Here is a 24,169-nt window from a genome sequence, read left to right as displayed (position 1 = left end):
CTTTAAAAAGAATATCCTATGGCAAAATTAAAGACAGGTTCGTCAATTCTAAAATTCCAATTTGTTCCTTGTTCTATGAAAGCAGGATTGTGAAAAGGCGCTGCTAAATCAAAACGGAGTACAAAACCTTGCACCTCAATTCTTAATCCTATTCCGGCTCCAATTCCTAATTCGTTGATGAAATTAGATGAAAATGTATCTTTACCTTCAAAAATAGGGTTGGCAACGGTGTTCCATACATTTCCAGCATCTACAAAAATGGCGCCTTTAAAGAAAGAATAAATAGGAAAACGATATTCAATATTTGCCTCTAAACGAACATTGCCTGTTTTATCAAAAAAAGAACCTATAGGTTGCACATTCGTAGTATCTTCACTATACGTCCCGGGGCCCAAAGACCTAATATTAAAGGCCCTTACACTATAGGGTCCTCCTGAAAAATATTGTTTTGCAAACGGAACTACATCAGAATTTCCATACGCTAAACCATAACCAGCAAAGATTCTTGCAGCAATAGTTTGTGCATTAGTTTTCCCGAAATTGAAGTGGTATCTGGCATCAATATCTACTTTTGCATATTGTGCATATTCTAAACCTAAAAATTGCTTTGGTTCTCCTAACTTTTTTTCTTTATCAAATAAACTTATAGAATTCCCTGCAATATCTATGGTAGATTGTAGATAAAATTGATGCGGTTTTGTAATATCCAACATTTCATTATACGTAAAAGAAAACGTTAATCCGCTTATAAATTGTTGATTAAAACTACGTTGTAAAAAAGAGTTATTGCTTAATATTTCTTCAAACTCTGGCGTTGAATTTGATAAACGGACATAATTTATCGTAATTGGATTGAATTCATACGTGATATATTTATTTGCATTCCAAAGATATCCAAAATTAGCACTACCTGATAACAGCGTGTATAATTGACTTCTGTTTAAATACGTAAGACCTAAACTCATTTTGGTTTTCGGAATAGAATATTCAAAAAAATCTTCCTTGATAGAAAATGGTGTGATAACTCTTGGAAAAATTAACGAACCTTTTAATCCCAGTCCTAAACTACTTAAACCCGTATTATCTCCGCTTGTAAGTTGGGTTTCGTAGCCAATATTAGCACTAATATTTAATGTTTCTCCTCCTTTAAATAAATTTCTGTTACTAGTCGTTATTTCTAATTCTGGTCCTGCAAAATTATTAGATTTTGTAACCGCTTGTAATGCAACCCGAACCGCTCTTTTTGTTAAAGGTGATAAGAAAATATTAGCTTCTAAGCTACCTGCACTATCTTTAATAATTGTATCTAATTCTTTATATTGAATGTTTACATATTTATAAGTCCCAATTGTAGAGAGTCTCCTAGAAGTTGTTTTTGATGCCATCGGACTATAAAAATCACCTTCTTTTAGGGTTATAAATTCGTCTAAATATGTTGGTTTAAATTTGATTGCATCTTGATAATAACTTTTATTTTTAAAACGAGTTTCAAGTATTGCAACGGAATCGTTTAAACTGTAATTTGGATATACATTAATGCGTTGCACTTTATAAGGAATGGTCGATTTTCTAGGAACATTGGCCTTTAAACTAAGAAATAAATCAAATTTTTTATTCTTATATTGATTTGTATCGGCTTCAAAAATTAAAAAATCATCATTGAAATTATAGTATCCTTTTTCTTTTAATTCTGAATTTAATCTTTGACGTTCAAATTTTAGACTATTTAAATCGAAACGCATGTCTTTTTTAAAAGGAGAAGTTGCTTTTAACTTTTTAATTTCATTATAAATTGGCATCATCATACTATCTATTTTATAGGTAGCCATTTTATAAGGAGCAGGAACTTTTATGCGATACATTATAGAAGCTTTCTTCTTTTTTTCTATAAAATTAGAACTTATAGAACTATAGAAAAACCCATGATTTTCTAATCGATTTCTTAAAATTTTCTTTACTTCCAACTCATCTACATCAGATTGATATACAGGCTTTTGACCTAATTTTTTAAACAACCACCTGTTGATGAAATTTGTCTTTTCTTTTTGATTTTTATAATAATAAAAAAGCCCTATATACATGCCTAAAAACTTTGAATTTGGTTTAGGGGTTATCAGTGTTTTTAAATCTTCTCTTAAATTACTTAAATTTTGCACAGTTGAGTCTGCTTCTATTTTTAAATTTGCCCCTGTATACAAACGCTCATTTTCTGGAATAAACTTTTGTATACTACAAGAACCCAAAAAAAGGATCAATAGCATTAATATACCGCTATGTTTAAATATTGCTTTCAAATTTTATTGTTTTCCTTTTTTATGGTTTTCCTTTTTTATAAATTTTTTATCGCTTGTTTTTGGTAATTTTATTTCTTGCTCTTTACATTTTTTTTTGCACGAAAAATAGCATCCCAAAGTTGGTAATATTCATTAAATTCTCTTGTAAAAATTAAAGCAATTCCACTGACTATGGTTTGCCCATCAATTACATTTTCGAACTCGCTTTTTCTAAAACCTCGAATTCTATACGTTCCATCTTCTGTAATTTTATACTCTAAACTAACATTTCCTATTAAAGGAGTCTTTTCTCTATTTGCACTACTTCCTTGAAGATCTACTTCACTCCCTACTCTTACAATTAATCTTTCGTTAAATAATTTTTTCTGTGCCGCAATATCCAATTGTGTTCTATCTGTTGGTGCATCACCCTGATAATCTGTAAAACTTTGCAAACCAAAATCTAATTCTAACCCAGAACCTCCAAGAATTTTATCGGAAAAAGCATTTAATTGCTCTGAAACTGCATCGTTTAAATTATCTCTTGCAATCGTTGCAAAACCGCCATAACTACCATCGCTGCCTGCATCTGGATAAAATCGATTTAAAACTAGTAATGAAAAAACTTGACGATTTAATTCATCTTCTTGCAGATTTACTTGTTGCACACGACCATAAACTTGCCCTCCAATAGCACCTTGATTTTCTTCTGGCATATCTAAATTAAAAGATATTTTAGGTTTTAATAGTTCGCCATTAATATTTAAATAGACATTAAATGGTAATTTTTGTTTGTATTTATTTCTGATAGCAGCATCTTCTCCAGAAATTTGAGAAGCCATTAACGGCAGTGCAGATGTTTGTAACTTGTAAAAAGCGCTTACATTTAGTTTTGCATCCAATGGATCACCCGACCAAGAAACTCGACTTCCTGGAGCCAAGTAAAATTTTCTATTGACCAAATTATATAAATTCAATTCGTAATGCCCTTCAAAAACCTCGTAAACTCCTGTTAAAGAAATACTTCCGTTGGGTTTCATTGCAACTACGAAATCGCCATCACCAGATACTTTAAAGTGATCTCCTGTTTCTTTATCGAGAATAATATTTACAACTGCTTGTTTATCGATTTTTAGATTCGCATAGATATCAAAACCAGTAATTATGGCAGTTTGTTTTTCTGTTTGTGTTAAAATGGCATCAGGGTTTTCTCTATTTACAAATACAACTACCCCTGCTCTCTCTTCCATTTTTGCATAGGCTGTTGGCAAAACATAGGTTAGGTTGGTCTCTGGGCTTACCGCAAGTTGTGCATTCAATTTCGGAATTCGTAAACTCCCTGTTAATTTTGCATCTGCATTAAAAGCTAAGTTTCCAAATAAAGATTCATTCTCTTTTTTAGTAGCATTTAAAACGTTAAAGTTTTTAGCCTTAATGTTTAAATTAAATGTAGGATTAAAAAAATTCTTTGTTACCATTGTTCCCGAAAATATTAAAGAATTCTTTTTGGCATCTAAAATGGTAAATTCAGACATTGAAAGCAGGCTATTATCAATCTGTAAGGTTTCATTTGGGAGCGAAAATTTTGAGTTTAATTTTTTAATTTTAAAGGCTGCATTTTTAAATTGTAATTTTCCGCTATATTGAGGATCAGAAGTAGTTCCAGACACTTTAAAATCTCCAGATAAACTTCCATTGCCCTCATTAATTTCGCCTAAAGAAAGTGCATTTAAAGCTTTTATTTTAAACTCATTAATTATTAAATTTACATCTAAATTAGTGTCATCACCCGTTCTATAATAATCGCCTTGTACATTCAAATTAAGATAACCGCCACTTACTTTTGCTCCGAAATTATAGTTATTATTTCCTAAATATCTTGCATCCACTTTTAAGGTACCAAAATCAGTTTTTAATATTTCTAAGGTGCTTACCGATAAATTTGCAATGCTTTCCGCATCTTCAAAGGGCTGCGCTATCAAAAAATTTCCATTTAAAGTTCCTTTTGCAATCTCTGTCGTCGGATTTAAATAGTTAAAAAATTCACTAATTTTAAAATTGCTATAATCAATAGCCATATAATCTTTAAAAAGTTCCGATAATTTATTGGTGATTTCAATAGATTGATTTTCTTTGGTTACTTTAAAGTTTCTAAACTGTAATTTTTTATCAGCTAGAATAACTTCGTTATTTTCTGGAATTTTCCAAAGATTTCTGTTTAAGAGTAAACTATCAGGATTTACAGTGAACACCAATCGATCTTTACTGCCTGTTATTTTGGTTTGTACATTTAGTAACTTTTCATCGTTATAAAGTCCTAAGAAATTTAATGATAGTTCGTTATTATTTTGACGACCAGTAATGCTTGTTTTCGGAATATCAAAAGGACCCGCTTTGATGCTTTTAAAACCTAAATTGAAATTAAAATTATCACGATCTGTGAACATAGAAAAAGACAAACTATCTAACTTATTATTACTATAATTAATGTATGGAGCTGCAATATTAGCCTTTAATCTTTGTTGTTTTTCGTTAAAATTTACTGCTATATTAACGGTGTCAAGATTTTTAATATTGATAAAAAAAACATCTTTTAGAAGCGGCGTTTGAGAAACTTTGGCTTTTAATTTTAAAATTACAGGATTCAAAATGGTATCTAAAACTTGGATGTTTTTATAAAAATAACTCGATATATGACGTTTTATAACTTTGCTAAATGTTGCCGGATCTGTATTGGATTCTAATTCTAAATCTATCAATTTATTTTTAATAGTAACCGCAGTAGTATCTTTATCTACATAGGCTTTTCCAAAAACCGATCCGAGTAAATACGTTCTATTATCGTAGACAAACACGCCATCTTTTATATAAGTTTCGATACTAAATTTTTCTGAATTCCCCTTAAAATCTGCCATAAGATTCATTCCTGTTTTTATAGGACGATTTATCACCCCTAAACCTGCCAAATCTGCTCCAATCAACTCTAAATTTATTGTTGCTTTAGGCGCTATTGAATCTAATTCTAAAAATGAATTTAATTTCACATTCAGATTTTCATCTTTATAAGTAGACGTAATTTCTCCTTTTCCGTTTTTAATATCACCATGAAATGCTAACCCTTTAAGTTGATAATTATTTAACTGAAATTTAGAAATATTAAGGTCTAAAGCTACATTTAATTGGTTGCTGATTATTCCGCTTCCTTTAAATTTTAAAGCTGCTGATAACGCACCAAATCTCGTGTCTTTTAGCAATTTTCCAAGATTATACTTATTAAAATTCGCGATAAAATCATAAGAAATTAATTCTTTGTTTATAAAATTTCCGTTGATTCTTGCTTCACCTTGACTTGTGTTTGCTTGCAGATCAACAACCCAAGAATTTAAATTACTTTTTATATTTCCTGCAACTATAATTTCTTCAGGTAACTCAATATTTAATTTATTTTCATCGACTATTTGTAATAAATCTAAACGTTTTGTTACTGCTTTAAACTTCGGAATGTCTAAAGACCATAAATCTGAATTTGTTGCATTTTTAACTGTTCCAGATACCGAAATTTTAGTCGATTTCCCCCAATTTATATTCGTTTTTGATATATTCATTTTTGCCAAAGAACCTTGTATATCTAAAGTTCCTGTCAACAATTTTTTACTTAATTTTCGAATATATTCGTTTTCTTTAAGGTTGGGTTGAAACTTAAAAAACTCTTGTAACCCAACCTGAAAAGATGAAATTTTTAATTGAACATTCGTGTTTTCTGGCGATGTAATTAATTGATAAAGTGAAGTATAACTTAATTTTGTAGAACCAGTAAGCATACTCTTATTTAGCTTTATATTGATTTCTGAGAGTTGTATTGCTTTATCTGAAATCGCTGCATTAATTGCAAATCTGTTTAACTGAAATCCTGATTTTTCCAGAAAATTAAACTCCTTAATTTGAACTCCAGCTTTTTTATCTTTTAGATAGAGATTTGTAGCCTTGAAATTTAGATTTTTTAAAGCGATGGCATTGAAATTTATTTTATCCCGATGAGTTTTTGCATTCTCAACAGCATAACGAACAGTATTATTTTCTAAATCGATGGTATTCACTTCTAAACGCATAGCAGGCCAAATAATTTCTGAAGTATTCTTTGGATGCAGTGTTTTTTGATTCGTTAAGTTAGTTTTTGCGGCTATTTTTAAAGAAATATCAGAATTTTTAAGTCGAACATCATTGAAACGAAAAAACTGGTCTGCTAAGTTAAATTCAGGAATTTCGGTATAAAAATCTTTAATTTTTGCCTCTACAATTATTTTCTTTTGTGGAGATTCATAATAAGCATTTACATTTTTTAAAGTTATTGAATTTGCAGATAAAATAGCCGAAATTCCTTTAGATGTTTTTGTGATTAACTCAATTGGATTTTGAATAAAATTGATTTTAGAATTAGAAAGCGCTATCGCATCTGCAGAAAAAATCATTTCCTCAAGATTCACTGTTTTCATTTTAGCGTTAAAATTTCCAATTTTATAGGAACTATAGATTCCTGAAACGGCATCATTAAAAACCACATGAAGATCGTTTAGATTGATAGTACCAATCAAAATATTCTTTGATTTTGCCAACGTGTCTTGAACATTTTCAGCTTTCTTTGCAGACGCAAAAGCATCGATTAAAAATTGAAAATTATATCCTGAAATACTATCTTTTCGGATGATATTAGCGCGTAAACCTTTCCATTTTAAATTAGTTACACCAATGGCATCCCCCTTAATCATTGACCAAAGCGGAATATTTGCCTCTAAAGATTTAGAATATAGTAGTGTATCTTTATTTTTATCTTCTAAAAAAAGATCATCTATTTGTAATGCTCCGTCAAAGGTAATGTACATTTTGTGTAACGTAACTTTTGTTTCCGTTTTATTAGAAATATAAGAAACTGCCTTGTGAATAATGATGTTTTGCCCCCAAGGACTTCTTATAAACAATACTAAAAAAAACAAGCCTACTGCAAACCCTAGAAGAACTCTTAAGGTTCTTCTAAAAAGACGGAACTTTTGCTTATGTTGTTTTTTTGCCGTCATAACATCAATCAATTTAAATACAAAGATATTATAGTATTTTGCGTAAAATTGTCTTTTTTGATTTATATATTAACACATTAAAAATGTTCTAATTTTATACAAAATATCTAAAGATTAAAATTGTATCATTTATCATTTAAAATAACTGTCATAAAACATCTTTTTCCCTTTTTTATTTCAATAAAAGAAACTTAAACCTAGGTTCTACTTTATTTTTTCTTTCTGTAAAAGCAAAGAAATCATCATTTACTTATACAGAAACATCAAACTATAACTTTCTATTATTCTGAAATACAATTAAGAACGCGTTTTTTATAATTTTCAAAATTATAGTAACCTTCAATTACCTCATATTTTCCTAAAAGATTTTATACATTTGTTTTTAAGTTAATTAATTTTATGCTCTTACAATAATGAAACAAATAATATTATTTTTACTTCTGATTATTGCTTTGATTATTGGTTACGGAAAATATAGCGATTACAAAAGATATTCTTCTCCAGAAGTCAATTATCAAAGTACTAAAGAAATCGATGTAAGCTATCATAATCAGGAGACACTTTTAAACTATTATGAGTCGATTGAGAATTTAGATAGTTACATAATGTTACAGTGGTCGGCAAATGAAATTGATGTTCGAACTCCAGAAAAAGAGGATCTCAATACTAAAGTAGCGATAGATTTATATGCTAAAAAATTAGCAAAAGTTAAATACTATGAAACTGTTCTTAATAATTCTTTGCAATTAAAAGAAAAAGGCCTTTCTAATATCGAAATTAAATTTATTGAAGAAAATGGCATTGATTTAAAAACATTTCGAAAAAGAAATAGATACGAGAAAATAAAAAGCCTATTTAATTCTGATGTTAAGCTCTACAATGGCGAAAAAAATGCTATTATTTATGAGGTTCAGAAAGAACTTAATAATAATGGCGCTAATATTACGTTAGACGGAGTTTATAGAGTAGAAACATTAAATGCCATTAAAAGATTTGAAGAACAAAATAATCTTTTAGCAGACGGTTATTTAGATGCTTTAACGTTAGAACTGATGTTTCAGTACTAAAAAAGATTGCGTTAAAACCCCATCTAATTTTATGGTAGATTCTTTTTATGAGTCTTTTAAATTCTGATTTATGCCCAAGTTTACCTTCTCCCCTAATATTTTTCACTAATTTTATATGCATTTTATGCTTCATTTTAATCCAGCGCTGTTTTAAATTTAGCATAAACCTAAGAATCAATGTAATTTTTAAAAAAAAGAATCAATGAAAATTACTTTTTAAGGATTAAAAAATATCACTGAGTAAAAAATTTTTCGAATGTTTTTTTTCTTTGGATTTTTCCTGATGCTGTCTCTACAAATTGATCTAGAAAATAAATTTCTTTCGGAATTTCAAATTTTGTAAGGTTGCTACTTTCAAAACTTATTTCTTTCTGATTTCCTTCAATCAGTAAAATTAGTTTTTCTCCTAGTTTTTCGTCTGGAATTCCGATGACAAAAAAACGATTTGAGATGATTTTAGCTAATTTTTCTTCTATTTTTTCTGGATGTAATTTTACACCACCCGAATTAATCACATGATCAAAACGACCTATCCATTTAAAATGCCTATCTGAAATAAGTTCTACAACATCATTTGTAAAAACAATTTCTTCAGCCACTTTAGGGGCGTCAATTACCAAACAATTCCTATCATCTTTATAAATAGTGATATTCGGGAGTGTTTGATAATAAGATTGAATCATCATTTTTCCATGCAATGAAGCAAAATGGTTCAGTTTTTTAACGGCGATATGCGTAATTGTTTCTGTCATTCCGTAGGTTGCAAAAACATCCGTAGAAACTGTTTGTAATTTTTCTTGAAGCGAAATAGACACCACGCCTCCGCCAACAATTAGTTTTTTAATTAAATGTATTTTAGAAAGTGAGTTCTCTAATTGTAAAGGTACCATCGCAGAAAAATCATACTGTTTTTCAACTTTTTTTAAGGGATTCGAATTGGATTCAATACTATCTAATTTCCAACCTAAAGTAAGTGCTCTAATCAACATTAATTTACCCGCAATATACTGAATTGGTAAGCACAATAATGCGGTTGTATTTTCTTGTAAATCAAAAAAGGCACCCGTTGCTTTTGCTGAATTGATTACAAATTTCTTTTGAAGTGAAATTGATTTTGGTGTACCAGTAGAACCCGAAGTTTGCACAATTATGACATTACTTTTAGAAAACCAATTTTCTAAAAAATGATGAATTTCTTCAGAAAAAACTTTTGTATATGCCAATAAATCATCCGACGAAGAGAATGAAATACTATTGAATTGAAAATTTTTATGAAATTTATTTTGTACCACTATTTTCTAAAATTCTATCCTATTCTTCTATAATTATCGGTTTTTCTATTCGACCAGTAAGTTTCTCTTTCCAGTGCGTCCATTTATATTTTTTTGAAAAAAACAGCAACATTAATGGATATAAAACAATGACTGGTATAAACATTTCTAAGGTTAAAGCAGGCTCTGAAGTATCTACAAATAAGGCATCTGTCTGAAAAACCATCCAGTCTGTAGTAACTAAAAAAGCGGCTACAACATTATTGGCAGCATGCAAACCTAAAGCTAATTCTGTGCCTTCATCCATTAAAGTAGTGATGCCATAAAAGAAACCTGTACCAATATAAAAAACCATTAAAATGTAACCCAACTTTTGAACTTCTGGATTTGCTCCGTGTAACAAGCCAAAACAAACCGAAGTTATAATTAATGGAACCCATCTATTTTTAGCTAAAATTCCGATTCCTTGCATAAAATAACCTCGAAACAACAATTCCTCAAAACCCGTTTGAAGGGGAAGTAATATGAAAGAAATAGCAACTAAAATAAAAAATGGTTTTGCATTAAAGTTATAGGTGTAAATTTCTGGCTCTATTAAAATACCGACAAAAGTAAAAATAACAACTAAAATTCCCCAAGTTAAAAAACCAACCCAAAAACGTTTCCAATCAATTTTTTTTCTACTCGTTACCAGCGAAGTAAATGTTCTTTTATGAACAAATTTTATGCTAATATATAGAAATAATAACCCTATGGCAAAAGTAAGAATAATAAGAACTAGAAATAAATTTTTATCAATTCCTAAACCCATAAAATTATTTAAACCTGCGGATGTAAACTCTTCTAAATCCTTTGAATAAGAAAAACCTACCGCTAATAAAGGAAGACCGCCTAAAATTTGCCAACCAAAAAACACTAATAAAACAGTAATTAGCCAATAAAACCAATCACTTTTACCCTTATATCCTTGTTGTATGTAGTTCATTTTTTGTTGTAACCTTTAAAGTATGATCAAGGTATTGTTTTTTAGATCTTGTTAAAATCCCAGTTTGATGTTGGATTGTATTGTAATGTTCCGTTTTTAACTTTTAACGGACTTTTAATATTGTTTGTAAACAATTCGCCCGTTCCTAAACCTTGTGGTAATTTGTTCTGTAAAGTATGCGTAAATTGAGCAATTGCATTCAAACCAATATTACTTTCTAATGCAGATGTAATCCACCAATCAGTATTATTTTCTTCTGCAAAATTAATCCATTCTTTTGTGCCTGCAACCCCCCCCACTAAACTTGGTTTTAAAATGATATATTGTGGAGCTATTGTTTGTATTATTTTTTTCTTTTCTTCGGATAAAAATACACCAATTAATTCTTCATCTAAAGCAATTGGCAAAGGTGTTTTTAAACATAATTCTGCCATTTCTTGAGGCTGACCTTGTTGAATAGGTTGCTCTATAGAATGAATTTCTAAAGCTGATAATCTTTGTAGTTTTTCTAAAGCATTTTTTGGATTAAATGCGCCATTCGCATCCACTCTTAAGGTTATTTCTTGAGATGAAAATTCATTTCGAATCGCTTTTAATAATTCAAGTTCTGTATCAAAATCTATCGCACCAATTTTCATTTTAATACATGAAAAACCTGATTTTAATTTTTCTTTAATTTGGGCTTTCATAAACTGTTTATCCCCCATCCAAATTAAACCATTGATATTAATTGCAGCGGTTCCTTTTGTAAATTCTGAAGGAAACAACTTAAATTTATCTTTACTTTTTAAAGATAAAAAAGCTTGCTCTAATCCGAATTGAATAGACGGAAACTCGCGGAGCTCTTTCAACAAAAAATCTAAACCAAAATTAATATGTTCGCAAACCCAAGTTAATGTTTCCTCGTAATTAGGCACATCATCAATACTTAAGCCTCTAAAAAGTCCGGTTTCTCCAATACCTATTTTATCGTTTGCCTGTAAGATGATAAACCAAGTTTCTTTCGTTCTTAAAACTCCACGCGATGTTCCACTCGGGTTTTTAAAATTAAGAATGTATTTTTTATAATTCGCTTGTATCAAAATAAAACTAATTTTAAAGGTTTGTATAATTTATCATTTTAAATTATCTTAACTATTTTATAAAAAACTAGTATTGAAATTCATTTTAAAATAATTATCATGTTTTTCTCTTAGTCTATGTTTTAACTTCCTAATTTAAATGTAAAAAATCAAAGTAATTTACATCAATATTATCTTTTTTTTGTGAGGCCAAAACGCCTAAAAACTATAAGCAATAGACTTTTATTGTTCTAAAAATTCTTTAAAATTATTTAAATACTCTTGACTTTGATTTTCTAATTTCCCTTTAAAATAAGGCAACATACAAGACATTATATACGTTTTACTATTACAAGAAGCATTTAAATTAATTGTTGTAACTCCGTCTTTTTCTGTAAAAAGATAATCATCTTTTTTTAGCATATTTTCAGCATCAAAATAAAAAGTTACTTTTTCATTGGGCACATACGCCAAAATTCTTTGCGTCATTTTAATTTCTTGACCTTGATTCTCTATGATAACATTATAGACACTTCCCGTTTTTCCGAAATTCTCATTTACCGTCTCAAAAGATTTTATTTCTGGAATCCAATTTTTAGCGTTTTCATGCTTATTGAACTCTTTAAAAACCAAGGCAATGGGTTTATTAACAGTAACTTTGGCTGTATATGTAGTTTCTTTAATAATAATGCCTGTCGCAAAAAAAGCTAAAGTTAATACGGATATAATACTGATAATTATTTTGACTGTTTTCATAAAATACTATTTATAATATCTGTCCAATTCCAAATAAAATTGCAAACAAAAATGTGCTTAAAGCTACTTTTTTTAATTCACTATCTAATGCTGCAGGAATGCTATTTGCTGCAACCGTTTTAATGTTTTTAAATAGCGGTATAAAAGCGACTAAAAAAATAAATTGATACACCATTTTAACATCTAAAAACACATAAATTAAAGCGGATATTAACGCACCAATAATTAAAAAATAATGATATTTCTTGGCTTTTTCTGTACCTAATTTTACAACAAGAGTGTTTTTATCATTCTTAAGATCTTCTTCTCGATCTCTTAAATTATTTAAATTTAAAACTGCTGTGCTTAATAATCCGATAGAAATTGCGGGTAAAAAGATTTCAAAATTGATGAATTTTGTATACAAAAAATAACTACCAACCACACTTACCAAACCAAAAAACACAAACACGAAAACATCACCAAACCCGCTATAACCATAAGCAGATTTACCTACAGTATATTTTATGGCTGCAGTAATGGAGGCAATTCCTAATGCAAAAAATAAGATGGAATACCCAAAATTATCACTTCCGAAAGCTACATAAATCAACATAAAAGCAATAATTAACGTGATACTTGTAGTCCATATCATTGCTGATTTCATTTGTTTTGGAGTAATTACTCCCGAAGCCACCATTCTTGCTTCTCCCGTTCTGTTTTTATCTGAACCTTTAATTCCGTCTCCATAATCATTGGCAAAATTCGATAATACTTGAAAGCCAATTGTGGTTAAAATTGCTAACCAAAAAATAGGAGTTTCCAAAATTGTAACCTTTACAGTATTAGCAAAGGTTAAATCATTATTTCCTAAAAAACTACCTACAATAATTCCAGCAACAGATAACGGTAAAGTTCTTAAACGTGCTGCTTTTATAAAACTTTTTACATCCATGAAGTCTTGCTTGTTTCTACTTTGTATAAAGTGTGATTATAAATTTTTACAGCATCCTCAGATTGAATACAAGGTATTTTTATTTTTCCGGAAGCGGTTTGAAAAATAATATCGCTCACATTGCTTCTTTTTTGAAAAATAGTCTGTTTCATTTTTATATTCTGAATTTTAAAAATTTCAAAATATATTAAATGCGTTTCTAATAAACCGCTGCTCATTAATAACATAGAATCTGTTATTTTGTAAAAACGTTTTTTAACTTTCTTTCGGATTAACAAAATAGTAACAGGAAGAACGAAAAGAGTTGAATAGAAAATTTCTACCTGTTTAAAAACTAAATATATAGCTGAATATAAAATGGTTAGAAACAGAAAAGTAAAAATAAATATTCTACGCTTGTAATAGGTATCTGGATATTTTTTTTCTTTGTTTTCTACTTCAGTGACATCAAATAAACTTGTTTTAATAACATCAACTTGGTCTTTTTTACAACCTGCAATACGTATTAATTTATCTTTTTTCACCTTGACTCTGCCACTTATAGCTTGCTTAAAAGTGATAAAGGAAATTCCGATAAGGCGTTTTAAAGGATTTGTAGAAACTGTAATATTTTGAACTTTTTGTTTTTTTAATACAATCGATTTTTTTGTTAATAAACCTTGGTTAATTTCAAAAGCATCTTCTTTTAAATAAGCTGTTAAGTTAAAATGGATTAAAAATATTTTAACAAAAGAACTCATCAAGGCAATTATCGTTAAAAAAATCAATAGAATAGTGACTAAGAAAAAACTAGCAGAAAGCGCATTTGTACTTTCTTCTATAAAACCATCTAAAGATGCTGTTCTTCCTAAACTATCTACTACCTGTTCTATTTGCTGAAAAAACCCAAGAATAAGCGCTAAAAAAAGCACTAAATTTTGAAGATGATTTTCGGTAAGACTCACCTTAAAAAGTTCTTTTACCCCTATTTTAAGTATGGGTTTTGATTTGTCTTTTTCAATAATTTCATGGGTATAGTCTGTACTTTTTGAAATAATTTCCTTTAAAGCTTCTGCTTTAAGAAAAGATAACGCTTTTATAGAAATTTCTGCCTTGCTAGAACCCGCAGTTTCAATATTAACCTCATAAACGCCAATAATTTGTTGTATTATATTTTGTTTAAAATTGATGTTCTGAATTCTATGAAAAGGAATAGAAGTACTTGTTTTTTTTATAATTCCTTGTTTTAAAATAAAATGCTCATTGGCTATTTTAAACTGAAAATTTTTATAAATTAAATAAGCCCGAATTAATAAAAAAATTAAAATAACGGCTAAACTTAGATAGATGTAATTCTCACCAATTTTTGATATTCTAGAGAAATCTTTAAGAACTAAAAAAAGTAAAATCCAAGATACTTTAATTACTTTATAAATAAGATGAATATAAATGACTAAAATCCCTTTTGGTGATTGTCTAGAGAAAACAGAAAAATCAAAAGCGTTATTCATTTATTTCTGTGGTAATAAATTCTTTTATTTGTAATGCTTTTTGTTTGGTAATTCCTTTAATCACTAAATCGTCACTACTATCTCCGGCCGTAAAAACACTTAAAGAAGACAAACCAAAAATTCTTGAAATTGGTTTTTCATCAGTTTCTACATGTTGTATTCTAGAAAACGGAACTGTGGTTAAAGTCTTTACAAACAAGCCACATTTATAAGAAATATCTTTTTCTCTTAAAACATATTTTCTTTTTGTAAAACTTGCGACTAAGTATGCTAAAATAAATCCGAAAAGAACAAAAAAAACAATATAAATAGGAACTATAAACTCATTAATTTTCTCCGGAAAAACCAATTGATGCAATACAATTATACCTACTAAAAAGGGAATAAAAACCAATAGAAAATTAATATAAATTACTTTTAAATAGTTTTTATCAATATTTTCAAATTCCACTTCTACAATATCTGGAAAATCATTTACCACATTATTTTGAAAAGTATCCGTCATAAAAACTATTGCTGTAAAGCTTCTGTGATAGAAATAGGAGCGTTATTCTTTAAAGCCTGTACAAAGGCACCTTTATAAGTATTCAAAATTTTTAGTCTGTATGCTCTAGCTTCTTTGTAAGTTTCAAAAGTACCTAATCTATATTTTGTTAATGAATCTTCTTGATACAAGCTTACATCAGAAATATTTGATAATGGTTCATTGTCTTTTCTTAATGCAGCAATCTGAACTGTAAAAATAAGCGATGAAATTTCCTCTGGGTTTTCATCATCTACTTGTAGAATTGTATCTTTTACAACGGGTTCTAAGAATTCTTTATTTTCTGGTTTAGTTTCTTTTTTTGTACAAGAAAAAACAAGTACTAAAAAAAGAAGCAAAGTGGTTATATTTTTCATTTGTTAAAGTTTATTAGCTTCCGCAATTAATTCTGCAATATCTTTTACAACAACTTCGGTTTCTTTTTCTTTAAATTTAATTCCGTCGGTCATCATTGTATTACAATAGGGACAACCTGTTGCTATAATTTGTGGTTTTGTTTCAAGGGCATCTTCTGTTCTTAAAATATTTACTTCCTTATCCCCTTTTTCGGCATCTTTAAACATTTGCGCCCCACCTGCTCCACAGCACAAAGCTGTTGATTTATGTCGTTTCATTTCTGTTAAATTAACGCCCATCCTTTTAATTAAATCTCTTGGAGATTCATATACTTCATTGGCTCTACCCAAGTAACAAGGATCATGAAAGGTAACTCTTTTTCCTTTTAAAACAGTATTATCTATTTGTAAACGTCCTTCTTTAATTAAATTTTGTATAAATTGAGTGTGATGATACACCTCGTATTTTCCGCCTAAAGAAGGATATTCATTTTTGAGGGTATTAAACGAATGAGGATCACAAGTAACAATTTTTTTTACTTCATATCCGTTTAAAACCTCAATATTCATCATGGCCTGCATTTGAAACAAAAATTCATTTCCCGCTCTTTTTGCTGCATCACCTGTAGAGGACTCTTCTACACCTAAAACTGCAAAATCTACATTCGCTTGCTGTAAAATTTTTACAAATGCTCTTGATATTTTTTTTGCTCTATCATCATAACTTCCGGCTGCGCCTACCCAAAACAACACTTCTGGTTGCTTACCTTGAGCCATCATATCTGCCATTGTTGGTACGTTCATGTGGTATTATTTTAGTGTTGAAACGTTTATTCGTTTAATTGTTTGTGCCCTATTGAGAAAACTACTTCTTCTGCTTCTTTTATAAACCTGGTTATTTCAGGTATAAATACTTTTGTATTTATAAAATGCCAAGACCTTACTCTATTTCTATAATTTTAACTGTTTAAAGCGTAATCAATAAATTTATCAGAGCTAAAATCCTTGTTATCTTTTGAGTCTGAATCAAATGCCAGCCATCAATCTTACTTTTTCCAAAAATTATAGTTTTGTTTACATTCTAAATCTCTTAATTCATCATCTGCAAGAACTTCTTCAATTCTGTGTGTATAAATTTCGATGATTTTTATAAACAAGCTATCATTCGAGTTATCAATATCTTTAAATTCATTTAATAATTTAAAACCTCTCTTATTAAAAGATATTTCATCATAACCAAATATTAATTTCCTTAACTTCTATTTTTCTTTCTAATCATTTACAGATAAATTTATATCAAAAACGATTATAAAATTTTTTCTTTTTTCTTTCTGTTGATAAAAGAAAATTGGCTTCTGTTATTTCGTTTTTTAAATCACTTTTAATGATTTTAAAAACGTTTTTTAATTCATTTTACTGTTTTCATGCTTCATTTTCATTCTTCATATAAACAGCTACTAGAATTCTGATTACAACTAAAATAATTTCTTCAAAAGCGTAAATTAAATACGTAAATAATTCAGTTTTATTTAAATATTGAAATCTAAAATTTTTTAAAATCTTTATTCCTAATCATATACGTATTCAAATAATTATTCCTCTTGAGCCCAATTTAATCTATCTTGTTGGTTATAAGGCCAAGGTGCACCATTGTTCTCTATATTGTTCATCATCATATTTAATTCTTGTGGTGCAGCACTTTCTTCCATGACTAAATACCTTCTCATATCTATAATTATTGACAATGGATCTATGTTTACGGGACATTCTTCTACACAGGCATTACAACTTGTACAAGCCCATAATTCTTCTGGAGAAATATAATCGTTTAATAATTGCTTTCCATCATCTACAAAAGTACCTTTATTCGCATCGATATTTCTACCCACTTCCTCTAAACGATCTCTAGTGTCCATCATAATTTTACGAGGAGAAAGTTTTTTACCTGTTAAATTTGCAGGACAAGCAGATGTACATCTACCACATTCTGTGCAGGTATAAGCATTTAATAATTGCACCCAATTTAAATCTGCAACATCAGATGCGCCAAATTTTTCTGGAACCACTTCTTCCGCTCCTTCAGCAGGCATAGCATATGGATCTGCATCTGGATCCATCATTAATTTAACTTCGTTGGTCACTGATTCTAAATTATTGAATTGCCCTTTAGGATTTAAATTGGCAAAATATGTATTCGGAAATGCTAATAAAATGTGCAAGTGTTTTGAGTAAAACAAGTAATTTAAGAAGGTTAAGATTCCCAAAATATGAATCCACCAAGCGGTTCTTTCTATTATATGTAAAGTATCTGGAGAAAAACTATTAAATAAAGGGGCAATAAATTGACTTATAGGGTTTCCTATTCCTGCTTTTTGAAAATCAATATCGGTGGCATTCATCACCAAAAACAAAGTCATTAAAATCATTTCAAAATAAATGATATAATTGGCGTCATTTTTTGGCCAACCTTTCATTTCTGAACTCATAAAGCGCTTAATATTTGCCACATTTCTTCTTGTCCAAAATAAAATAACGGCAATAAATACCAATGCTGCAAAAACCTCAAAAGTTCCGATTAAAAAAGCGTAGACGCGTTCATTAATTATACCTTGAAAAATTCTGTGAGTTCCGGCTAAACCATCAATAATAATTTCTAAAACTTCTATATTGATAATTACAAAACCAACATAAACAATGACATGTAAAAGCCCAGAAAAAGGTCTTTTTACCATTTTAGATTGCCCAAGAGCAATCATTATCATATTTTTTAAACGCTCAGGTTTTTTATCGGTTCTATTTACATCTTTTCCTAATTTGATGTTTCTTGATAATTTTCTGATATTCATCACAAAAAAACCAATACCAAAAATAAGAGCTAGCGCAAAAAGTATATTGGGTAAGTATTGCATATTAATTATTTAAACTACTAATTATTGAATTATTTATCTTCCTTTTCGCTAGCTGTAAACGTTTTTTGTTTTTTACCAAATAGTGAAAAATGAACATATCTTTTAGGGTTTAGTTTTAAATCTCTTAATAATTCTTCTAATTCTTTGGTAGCAGCTTCAATATTATCGTACAACTTTTCGTCATTAATTAACTTACCAATAGAACCTTCATCTGAATTCAATTTCATTGATAATTGATTAAAATTATCTACTGCACTTTCAGCTTTTGAAAGAATTTGTTTGATATTAATACTGGCTAAACTATCTGATACTTTACTAAAATTATCTGACATATTCTTAGTATTGTCAAGCGTAGCTTTTAAACTTTCTTTATTTTCAATGACCAAGCTGTTTACTGATTTAATGGTTTTTTTAAAATCTTGAAGAATTAGTGCAATATCTTTTACAGAATTATTTACGTTATTGATGGTATTTTGATTCAAAATTTTATTGACACCACCAAATAAAGTGTCGGCACTTACCATAATTTTCTCCAATTTTTCTTGCAGCGGATCTAAACGCTCTCCTATAGAAGTAAATAAATTCTCTTCCATTTCCCCCTCTAACGTGTCTCCTGAAACAGCCATTTCACCTTCATAATTGGGTATAATTGCCAAACTTGAACCTGATATTGGGTTCGGTGAATATATTTTAACAATACTTTTTTTAGAGAATTCGAAATCATTCTCTACCGAAAAACGAACAATTAAATGACCTCTTTTTTCGGGCGTTTCATTAAATGTAATTTCGTTAACCTTGCCAACTTTTAAACCGTTTAGGGTTACAGAACTTGCTTTATTTAAACCTCCTATTTTAGAATATTCAACTTTAAAATAACGAGCTTCACCATCTAATAAATCATGCCCTTTTAAAAAGTTAAAGCCCCATATAAAAGCAACAATGACGATGATTACTATAATTCCTGTTTTTAATTCTTTAGACATACATAGACATTTAGCAACAAAATTACTAATAATATTTGGTTGCAACTGCCAAAATTAAGGCATTTTATTAACTTCTTTTACAGATACTTTTTCGCCATTTTTAAATGCAACTATAAATGCTGTTTTATAGCCCTTTTCTTTAGCGATTAATAGAGACTTTTGCACCTCTTGATAAGAGGAAGAAACTCCGTAATAATATTTGTGATAGCTCCCTAGTTTTACTCTTTGGATATTTTTCAATCCTTTAAAATTATACGATTTTGTTGGAATTTTATTTTTACCCGAAGCTATCTGCACTTTAAACTCCACTTCTTTTTGTGCAATATCAGGAGTACTTTCAGCATCAATTTCAGTATTCTGAACTACTTCTTCAACTACTGTATTCATTTTTAAATTGCCAATGTAATTGGTAATGGCATCTGCAATTGATTTTCCCATTTGTTGTTGCCCCTTTTTAGAATTTAAGTAACGACCCTCGGTTTTATTAGTTAAAAACCCCAACTCTACCAAAACACTTGGCATAATCGTTTCTCTTAGCACTTGAAAATTATCTTGTTTTACCTTTCTATTATTTCTTTTTAATTTAAAGGTAAAATTATTCTGAATTAAGCTTGCAATCTCTAAACTTTTATCTAGATTTTCTTCTTGTAAAAGAGACAAACCAATAACGGACTCTGCTGAATTTGGATCAAAACCTTTATATTTTTCCTTATAATTATCTTCGTATAGTAGAATTGATGCGTTTTCTCTTTTTGCAATTTCTAAATTCTTTTTGTTTCCTCGTAAACCCAAAACAAAAGTTCCTGCGCCGTAGGCATTAGAAGTATGCGAATCACAATGAATAGAGACAAATAAATCTGCTTGTGCTGTATTTGCAATTTCACCTCTTTTCCATAGATCTGGATATGTATCTCCTTTTCTTGTATAAATTACTCTAACATCTTTATTCTTTGATAAACTTTCACCAACGATTAAAGCAACTTTTAGAACAATATCTTTTTCTTTATAACCGTTTCCTAGATTCCCTGGATCTTTGCCTCCATGGCCGGCATCTAGCACAATGGTATATTTTTTTTGAGCAAATGTGGTAAAACAAGAGCATAAAAGAAACATCGAAAACACTAAAAAAAATACATTTTTTAGTTTAGTATTAAATTTGTTGTTTTGTAGAAAATTCATCAATAAAATTTAACTAATTTTGGCATCATTAATTTTGAGTTTCAAATATTGAGCCATACTTTTACTCACTTACAAAAATAGCATTTATAGCATTGCAATCAAACCTATCATACTTACTTTTATTTTGCTGCATCTTTTTTGTGAAGATTGGGTTTTCGCAAGATATTAAATCAACAGAAAAAATTGTTGTTCCAGCTGTAAAAAAAGACACTACTTTTTTTAAGAAAAAAAACTCCTTACCTAGTATTAAAAAAGATAGTTTACTCATAAAAAATAAAGATTCTATCGCTTTAGATTCCATAAAACCTAAAGAAACTCTAGAAGATCTTATTGTTCATACTGCAAAAGATTACACAATTCAAGACGCTAAAAACAAAACGGTAACGTTATATAATGAAGCAAATATTACATATACGGATATTGATTTAAAAGCTGGAATCATAATTATTGACTACAATAAAAACAGATTGTTTGCAAAGGGAATTGTTGATAGCACAGGATATACACAAAAACCTATTTTTAAACAAGGAGGACAGGAATCAGAGCAAGATTCTATCATTTATAACTTTAAAAGTAAACGGGCTTTAATTTATGGGTTAAAAACAAAACAAGGAGAAATGTTTACCTATGGCGAAAAAACAAAACGCGTAAATGACTCTACAATCTATATTCGAAAAATACGATTTACAACATCCGAAAAAGAAGTACCCGACTATTATATTAGAACAGATAAAGCAAAATTAGTGCCCGGTAAAAAAATTATTGTAGGGTTAAGTAATTTGGTTTTAGCAGATGTACCCACTCCATTATTTTTGCCTTTTGCCTATTTTCCTATGACAGAAACAAGTGTTTCTGGTTTTTTAATTCCTGCTTTTGACACAGGAAGTAGCGACCGAGGAATTGGTTTTCAAAACGGAGGATATTATTTTGCATTAAGTGATTATGCAGATTTAACCCTTACTGGAGATGCTTGGTCTAATGGAAGTTGGGGATTAAGAACAAATTCAAACTACAGCAAACGCTACCGATTTAATGGTAATTTTAGTTTCAATTTTGAAAACATTATTAATGGTATTCGAGGTTTCGATAATTTTTCTAAATCTAATAATTTTAACGTAAGATGGAGTCATAGTCAAGATGCCAAAGCAAGTCCTAATTCAAGATTTACGGCTTCTGTAAATTTAGGTAGTAGTCGTTTTTTTAGAGAATCTTTAAACCAATTTAATGTTGCTCAAACGCAAAACAACACCTTTAATTCCTCTATAAATTACAGTAAAACCTTTGTGGGAACTCCTTTTAATATGGCTGTTACGGCGTCGCATCAACAAAATACAAATACGCAAAGCATCTCAATGACATTACCATCTTTAACGGTAAATATGAATAGAATTTATCCTTTTGCTGGTAAAGGAGGTGTTAAAAACAACCCAATTCAAAAATTAGGTTTTAACTATAATATGCAAGGGCAATATTTAATAAATACTACCGATGATGATTTTATGACCAGTAGAATGTTTGCAACGGCAAAATCTGGTGTTCGCCAAAAAACAGGTACCAATACAAATATTAAAGCATTTAAATATTTTACATTATCGCCAAGTGCTAATTACGAAGAAACCTGGAATTTTAATTATATTGAAAAAAACTATGATGAGGATACCAATACAGTCGTTACAGATACTTTAACGGGTCTTAAAACCTATAGAACTTATAATATGGGCGTTAGTTTGTCTACAAATATCTACGGAAGCTTTAACTTTAAAAAAGGTAGACTAAAAGCTATAAGACATACTTTAAGACCAACAATATCTTATAGTTATAGACCCGATTTTGGCACAAAATATATAAGACAGGTACAACAAAGTGAAAACCCTTTGAACCTAGCAAATTATACAATTTTTGATCAAAGTTTATATAGAGCACCTTCTACGGGATTAAGTAATTCTATTGGAATTTCGATAAATAATGTTTTAGAAGCAAAAGTGGCTCCTAAAGACCCGGATAGTGATGAAGAGGATGAAAAAATTACACTTTTAAACAATTTAAATTTTAGTAGTGCTTACGATATTACAAGGGACAGTTTAAGATGGTCTAATGTTTCTTTTAATGCCGGAACAAGATTATTTAAGGACAAATTAGCGTTAAATTTAAATGGATCTTTAGATCCCTACCAAGTTATAGATGTCAATGGAAATGCTGTTAGAATCAATAAATTTAATCCAAATATTTTTAGATTAACCAACGCCAATTTAACGGCTAATTACTCTATTTCTAGCAGTGATTTTGATAAAAGTAAAAAAGATTCTAAAGAAGAGAACGAAAATAAAAGCGGAAATGGTGCAAATAACCCAACGGATACTATGGGCGCAAATATAGACCCTACCAATAGAAGGGGTGGACAAAATCAATCTAATACGGATAACAAAACCACGAAAACTGACTTATATAGGGCAAAAATACCTTGGACTTTAAACTTAGTTTATTCTGCTAATTATACTAGAAATGGGTTAAACCCAGGTAGTATTGGTGTGCATACTTTAGGCTTTAGTGGTAATATAGAATTGTCACCCAAATGGAAAGTTGGGTACTCTTCTGGTTATGATATAAAGAATGGGGCCTTGTCATTTTCAAGATTTAATTTTAATAGAGATTTAGATAGTTGGCAATTCAACTTTAATTGGGTGCCTTTTGGTACAAATTCTTCTTACACATTTTTTATTGGTGTAAAATCTTCTACGTTGGCAGATTTAAAATGGGATAAAAATAAACCACCAGACAGAAGGTTGTTTTAATGGTTAATTGGTGGTTCAATTATCATAAATTTGTTGATAGTTCTTTAAAATTTATCAACGTTAAAGCTTTTGGAAATTTAAAATTTAATAAAACATGAAAAAAATAATCAAAACCTCAAAGGCTCCTGCTCCTATTGGTCCTTATAATCAGGCAATTTTAAGCGGAAATACTTTATACACTTCTGGCCAAATTGCCTTGCATCCAGAAACTGGAGAACTCGTTTTAGCGTCTATTAAAGCAGAAACAAAACAAGTAATGGAAAATATGAAAGAAGTTTTGGCCGCAGCCGACATGACTTTTGAAAATGTTGTAAAATCATCTATCTTTATTTCTGATATGAATAATTTTTCAGAAATTAATAGCATTTATGGAAACTATTTTAATGAAGAAAACGCACCTGCAAGAGAAACTGTAGAAGTTGCCAACTTACCAAAATTTGTAAATGTAGAAATTAGCATGATTGCCGTTAAATACTAAACTATATAATACTATCTTATATCTATTTATAGGTTTAACA

At 29.4% G+C, this 24,169-nt stretch carries 17 protein-coding genes; 3 read left to right on the top strand and 14 right to left on the bottom strand.

The annotated features are described in order from the left end of the window. Positions 1 to 2: 2 nt before the first annotated feature. The gene (tamL, locus tag K8354_RS05810; protein WP_223447607.1) at positions 3 to 2,261 is read right to left on the bottom strand and encodes a translocation and assembly module lipoprotein TamL; all 2,259 of its coding nucleotides are present in this window, start codon (positions 2,259 to 2,261) and stop codon (positions 3 to 5) included. A gap of 101 nt (positions 2,262 to 2,362) precedes the next feature. Next, positions 2,363 to 7,345 carry a translocation/assembly module TamB domain-containing protein gene (locus tag K8354_RS05805; protein ID WP_223446216.1) on the bottom strand — a complete coding sequence of 1,661 codons (4,983 nt, stop codon included), beginning with the start codon at positions 7,343 to 7,345 and terminating at the stop codon, positions 2,363 to 2,365. A 413-nt stretch (positions 7,346 to 7,758) separates the two neighbouring features. Between K8354_RS05805 and K8354_RS05800 the strand changes: the two genes are divergently transcribed. Then, positions 7,759 to 8,412 (top strand): peptidoglycan-binding domain-containing protein, encoded by a 654-nt coding sequence (locus tag K8354_RS05800; protein WP_223446214.1) that lies wholly within the window; start codon positions 7,759 to 7,761, stop codon positions 8,410 to 8,412. 233 nt (positions 8,413 to 8,645) lie between these two features. Here the strand turns inward: K8354_RS05800 and K8354_RS05795 are convergent, their stop codons facing one another. The 12 genes from K8354_RS05795 to K8354_RS05740 form a co-directional block, all read right to left on the bottom strand. Beyond that, positions 8,646 to 9,704: an AMP-binding protein gene (locus tag K8354_RS05795; RefSeq protein ID WP_223446212.1), complete on the bottom strand. Its 1,059-nt coding sequence runs from the start codon at positions 9,702 to 9,704 to the stop codon at positions 8,646 to 8,648. 19 nt (positions 9,705 to 9,723) lie between these two features. Then, positions 9,724 to 10,668 carry a CPBP family intramembrane glutamic endopeptidase gene (locus tag K8354_RS05790; RefSeq protein WP_223446210.1) on the bottom strand — a complete coding sequence of 315 codons (945 nt, stop codon included), beginning with the start codon at positions 10,666 to 10,668 and terminating at the stop codon, positions 9,724 to 9,726. Between the two features lie 41 nt (positions 10,669 to 10,709). Next, entirely contained in the window at positions 10,710 to 11,750 is a 1,041-nt protein-coding gene (locus tag K8354_RS05785) for an o-succinylbenzoate synthase (protein WP_223446208.1), read from the bottom strand. Between the two features lie 222 nt (positions 11,751 to 11,972). After that, a complete protein-coding gene (locus K8354_RS05780; protein ID WP_223446206.1) occupies positions 11,973 to 12,485 on the bottom strand; it encodes an SRPBCC family protein in 513 nt (170 codons plus the stop codon). A gap of 10 nt (positions 12,486 to 12,495) precedes the next feature. Beyond that, a complete protein-coding gene (menA, locus tag K8354_RS05775) occupies positions 12,496 to 13,419 on the bottom strand; it encodes a 1,4-dihydroxy-2-naphthoate octaprenyltransferase (protein ID WP_223446204.1) in 924 nt (307 codons plus the stop codon). After that, positions 13,410 to 14,909 carry a PH domain-containing protein gene (locus K8354_RS05770; protein WP_223446202.1) on the bottom strand — a complete coding sequence of 500 codons (1,500 nt, stop codon included), beginning with the start codon at positions 14,907 to 14,909 and terminating at the stop codon, positions 13,410 to 13,412. The genes menA and K8354_RS05770 overlap by 10 nt, the downstream gene beginning before the upstream one ends. Beyond that, positions 14,902 to 15,414: a PH domain-containing protein gene (locus K8354_RS05765; protein ID WP_223446200.1), complete on the bottom strand. Its 513-nt coding sequence runs from the start codon at positions 15,412 to 15,414 to the stop codon at positions 14,902 to 14,904. The genes K8354_RS05770 and K8354_RS05765 overlap by 8 nt, the downstream gene beginning before the upstream one ends. Positions 15,415 to 15,419: 5 nt before the next feature. After that, on the bottom strand, positions 15,420 to 15,809 hold the full coding sequence (locus tag K8354_RS05760) for an SPOR domain-containing protein (protein ID WP_223446198.1): 390 nt from the start codon (positions 15,807 to 15,809) through the stop codon (positions 15,420 to 15,422). 3 nt (positions 15,810 to 15,812) lie between these two features. Then, positions 15,813 to 16,592, bottom strand: a complete 780-nt coding sequence (locus K8354_RS05755) for a (Fe-S)-binding protein (RefSeq protein WP_223446196.1) — start codon at positions 16,590 to 16,592, stop codon at positions 15,813 to 15,815. A 788-nt stretch (positions 16,593 to 17,380) separates the two neighbouring features. Further along, positions 17,381 to 18,697 (bottom strand): 4Fe-4S dicluster domain-containing protein, encoded by a 1,317-nt coding sequence (locus tag K8354_RS05750; RefSeq protein WP_223446194.1) that lies wholly within the window; start codon positions 18,695 to 18,697, stop codon positions 17,381 to 17,383. A 29-nt stretch (positions 18,698 to 18,726) separates the two neighbouring features. Further along, positions 18,727 to 19,680 carry an MlaD family protein gene (locus tag K8354_RS05745; protein ID WP_223446192.1) on the bottom strand — a complete coding sequence of 318 codons (954 nt, stop codon included), beginning with the start codon at positions 19,678 to 19,680 and terminating at the stop codon, positions 18,727 to 18,729. A 54-nt stretch (positions 19,681 to 19,734) separates the two neighbouring features. Further along, on the bottom strand, positions 19,735 to 20,859 hold the full coding sequence (locus K8354_RS05740; protein WP_223446190.1) for an N-acetylmuramoyl-L-alanine amidase family protein: 1,125 nt from the start codon (positions 20,857 to 20,859) through the stop codon (positions 19,735 to 19,737). A gap of 140 nt (positions 20,860 to 20,999) precedes the next feature. On the opposite strand from K8354_RS05740, the gene K8354_RS05735 reads away from it, so the two are divergent. Both K8354_RS05735 and K8354_RS05730 read left to right on the top strand, forming a co-directional pair. Then, the gene (locus K8354_RS05735) at positions 21,000 to 23,651 is read left to right on the top strand and encodes a putative LPS assembly protein LptD (protein WP_223446188.1); all 2,652 of its coding nucleotides are present in this window, start codon (positions 21,000 to 21,002) and stop codon (positions 23,649 to 23,651) included. Positions 23,652 to 23,745: 94 nt separating this feature from the next. Then, on the top strand, positions 23,746 to 24,129 hold the full coding sequence (locus K8354_RS05730; protein WP_223446186.1) for a RidA family protein: 384 nt from the start codon (positions 23,746 to 23,748) through the stop codon (positions 24,127 to 24,129). The last annotated feature ends 40 nt before the right edge of the window (positions 24,130 to 24,169 follow it).

It is taken from the genome of Polaribacter litorisediminis (assembly GCF_019968605.1).
Lineage (GTDB): Bacteria > Bacteroidota > Bacteroidia > Flavobacteriales > Flavobacteriaceae > Polaribacter > Polaribacter litorisediminis.
Note: the sequence above shows the minus strand (reverse complement) of the source record. Positions and strands in the feature narration are given on the sequence as shown.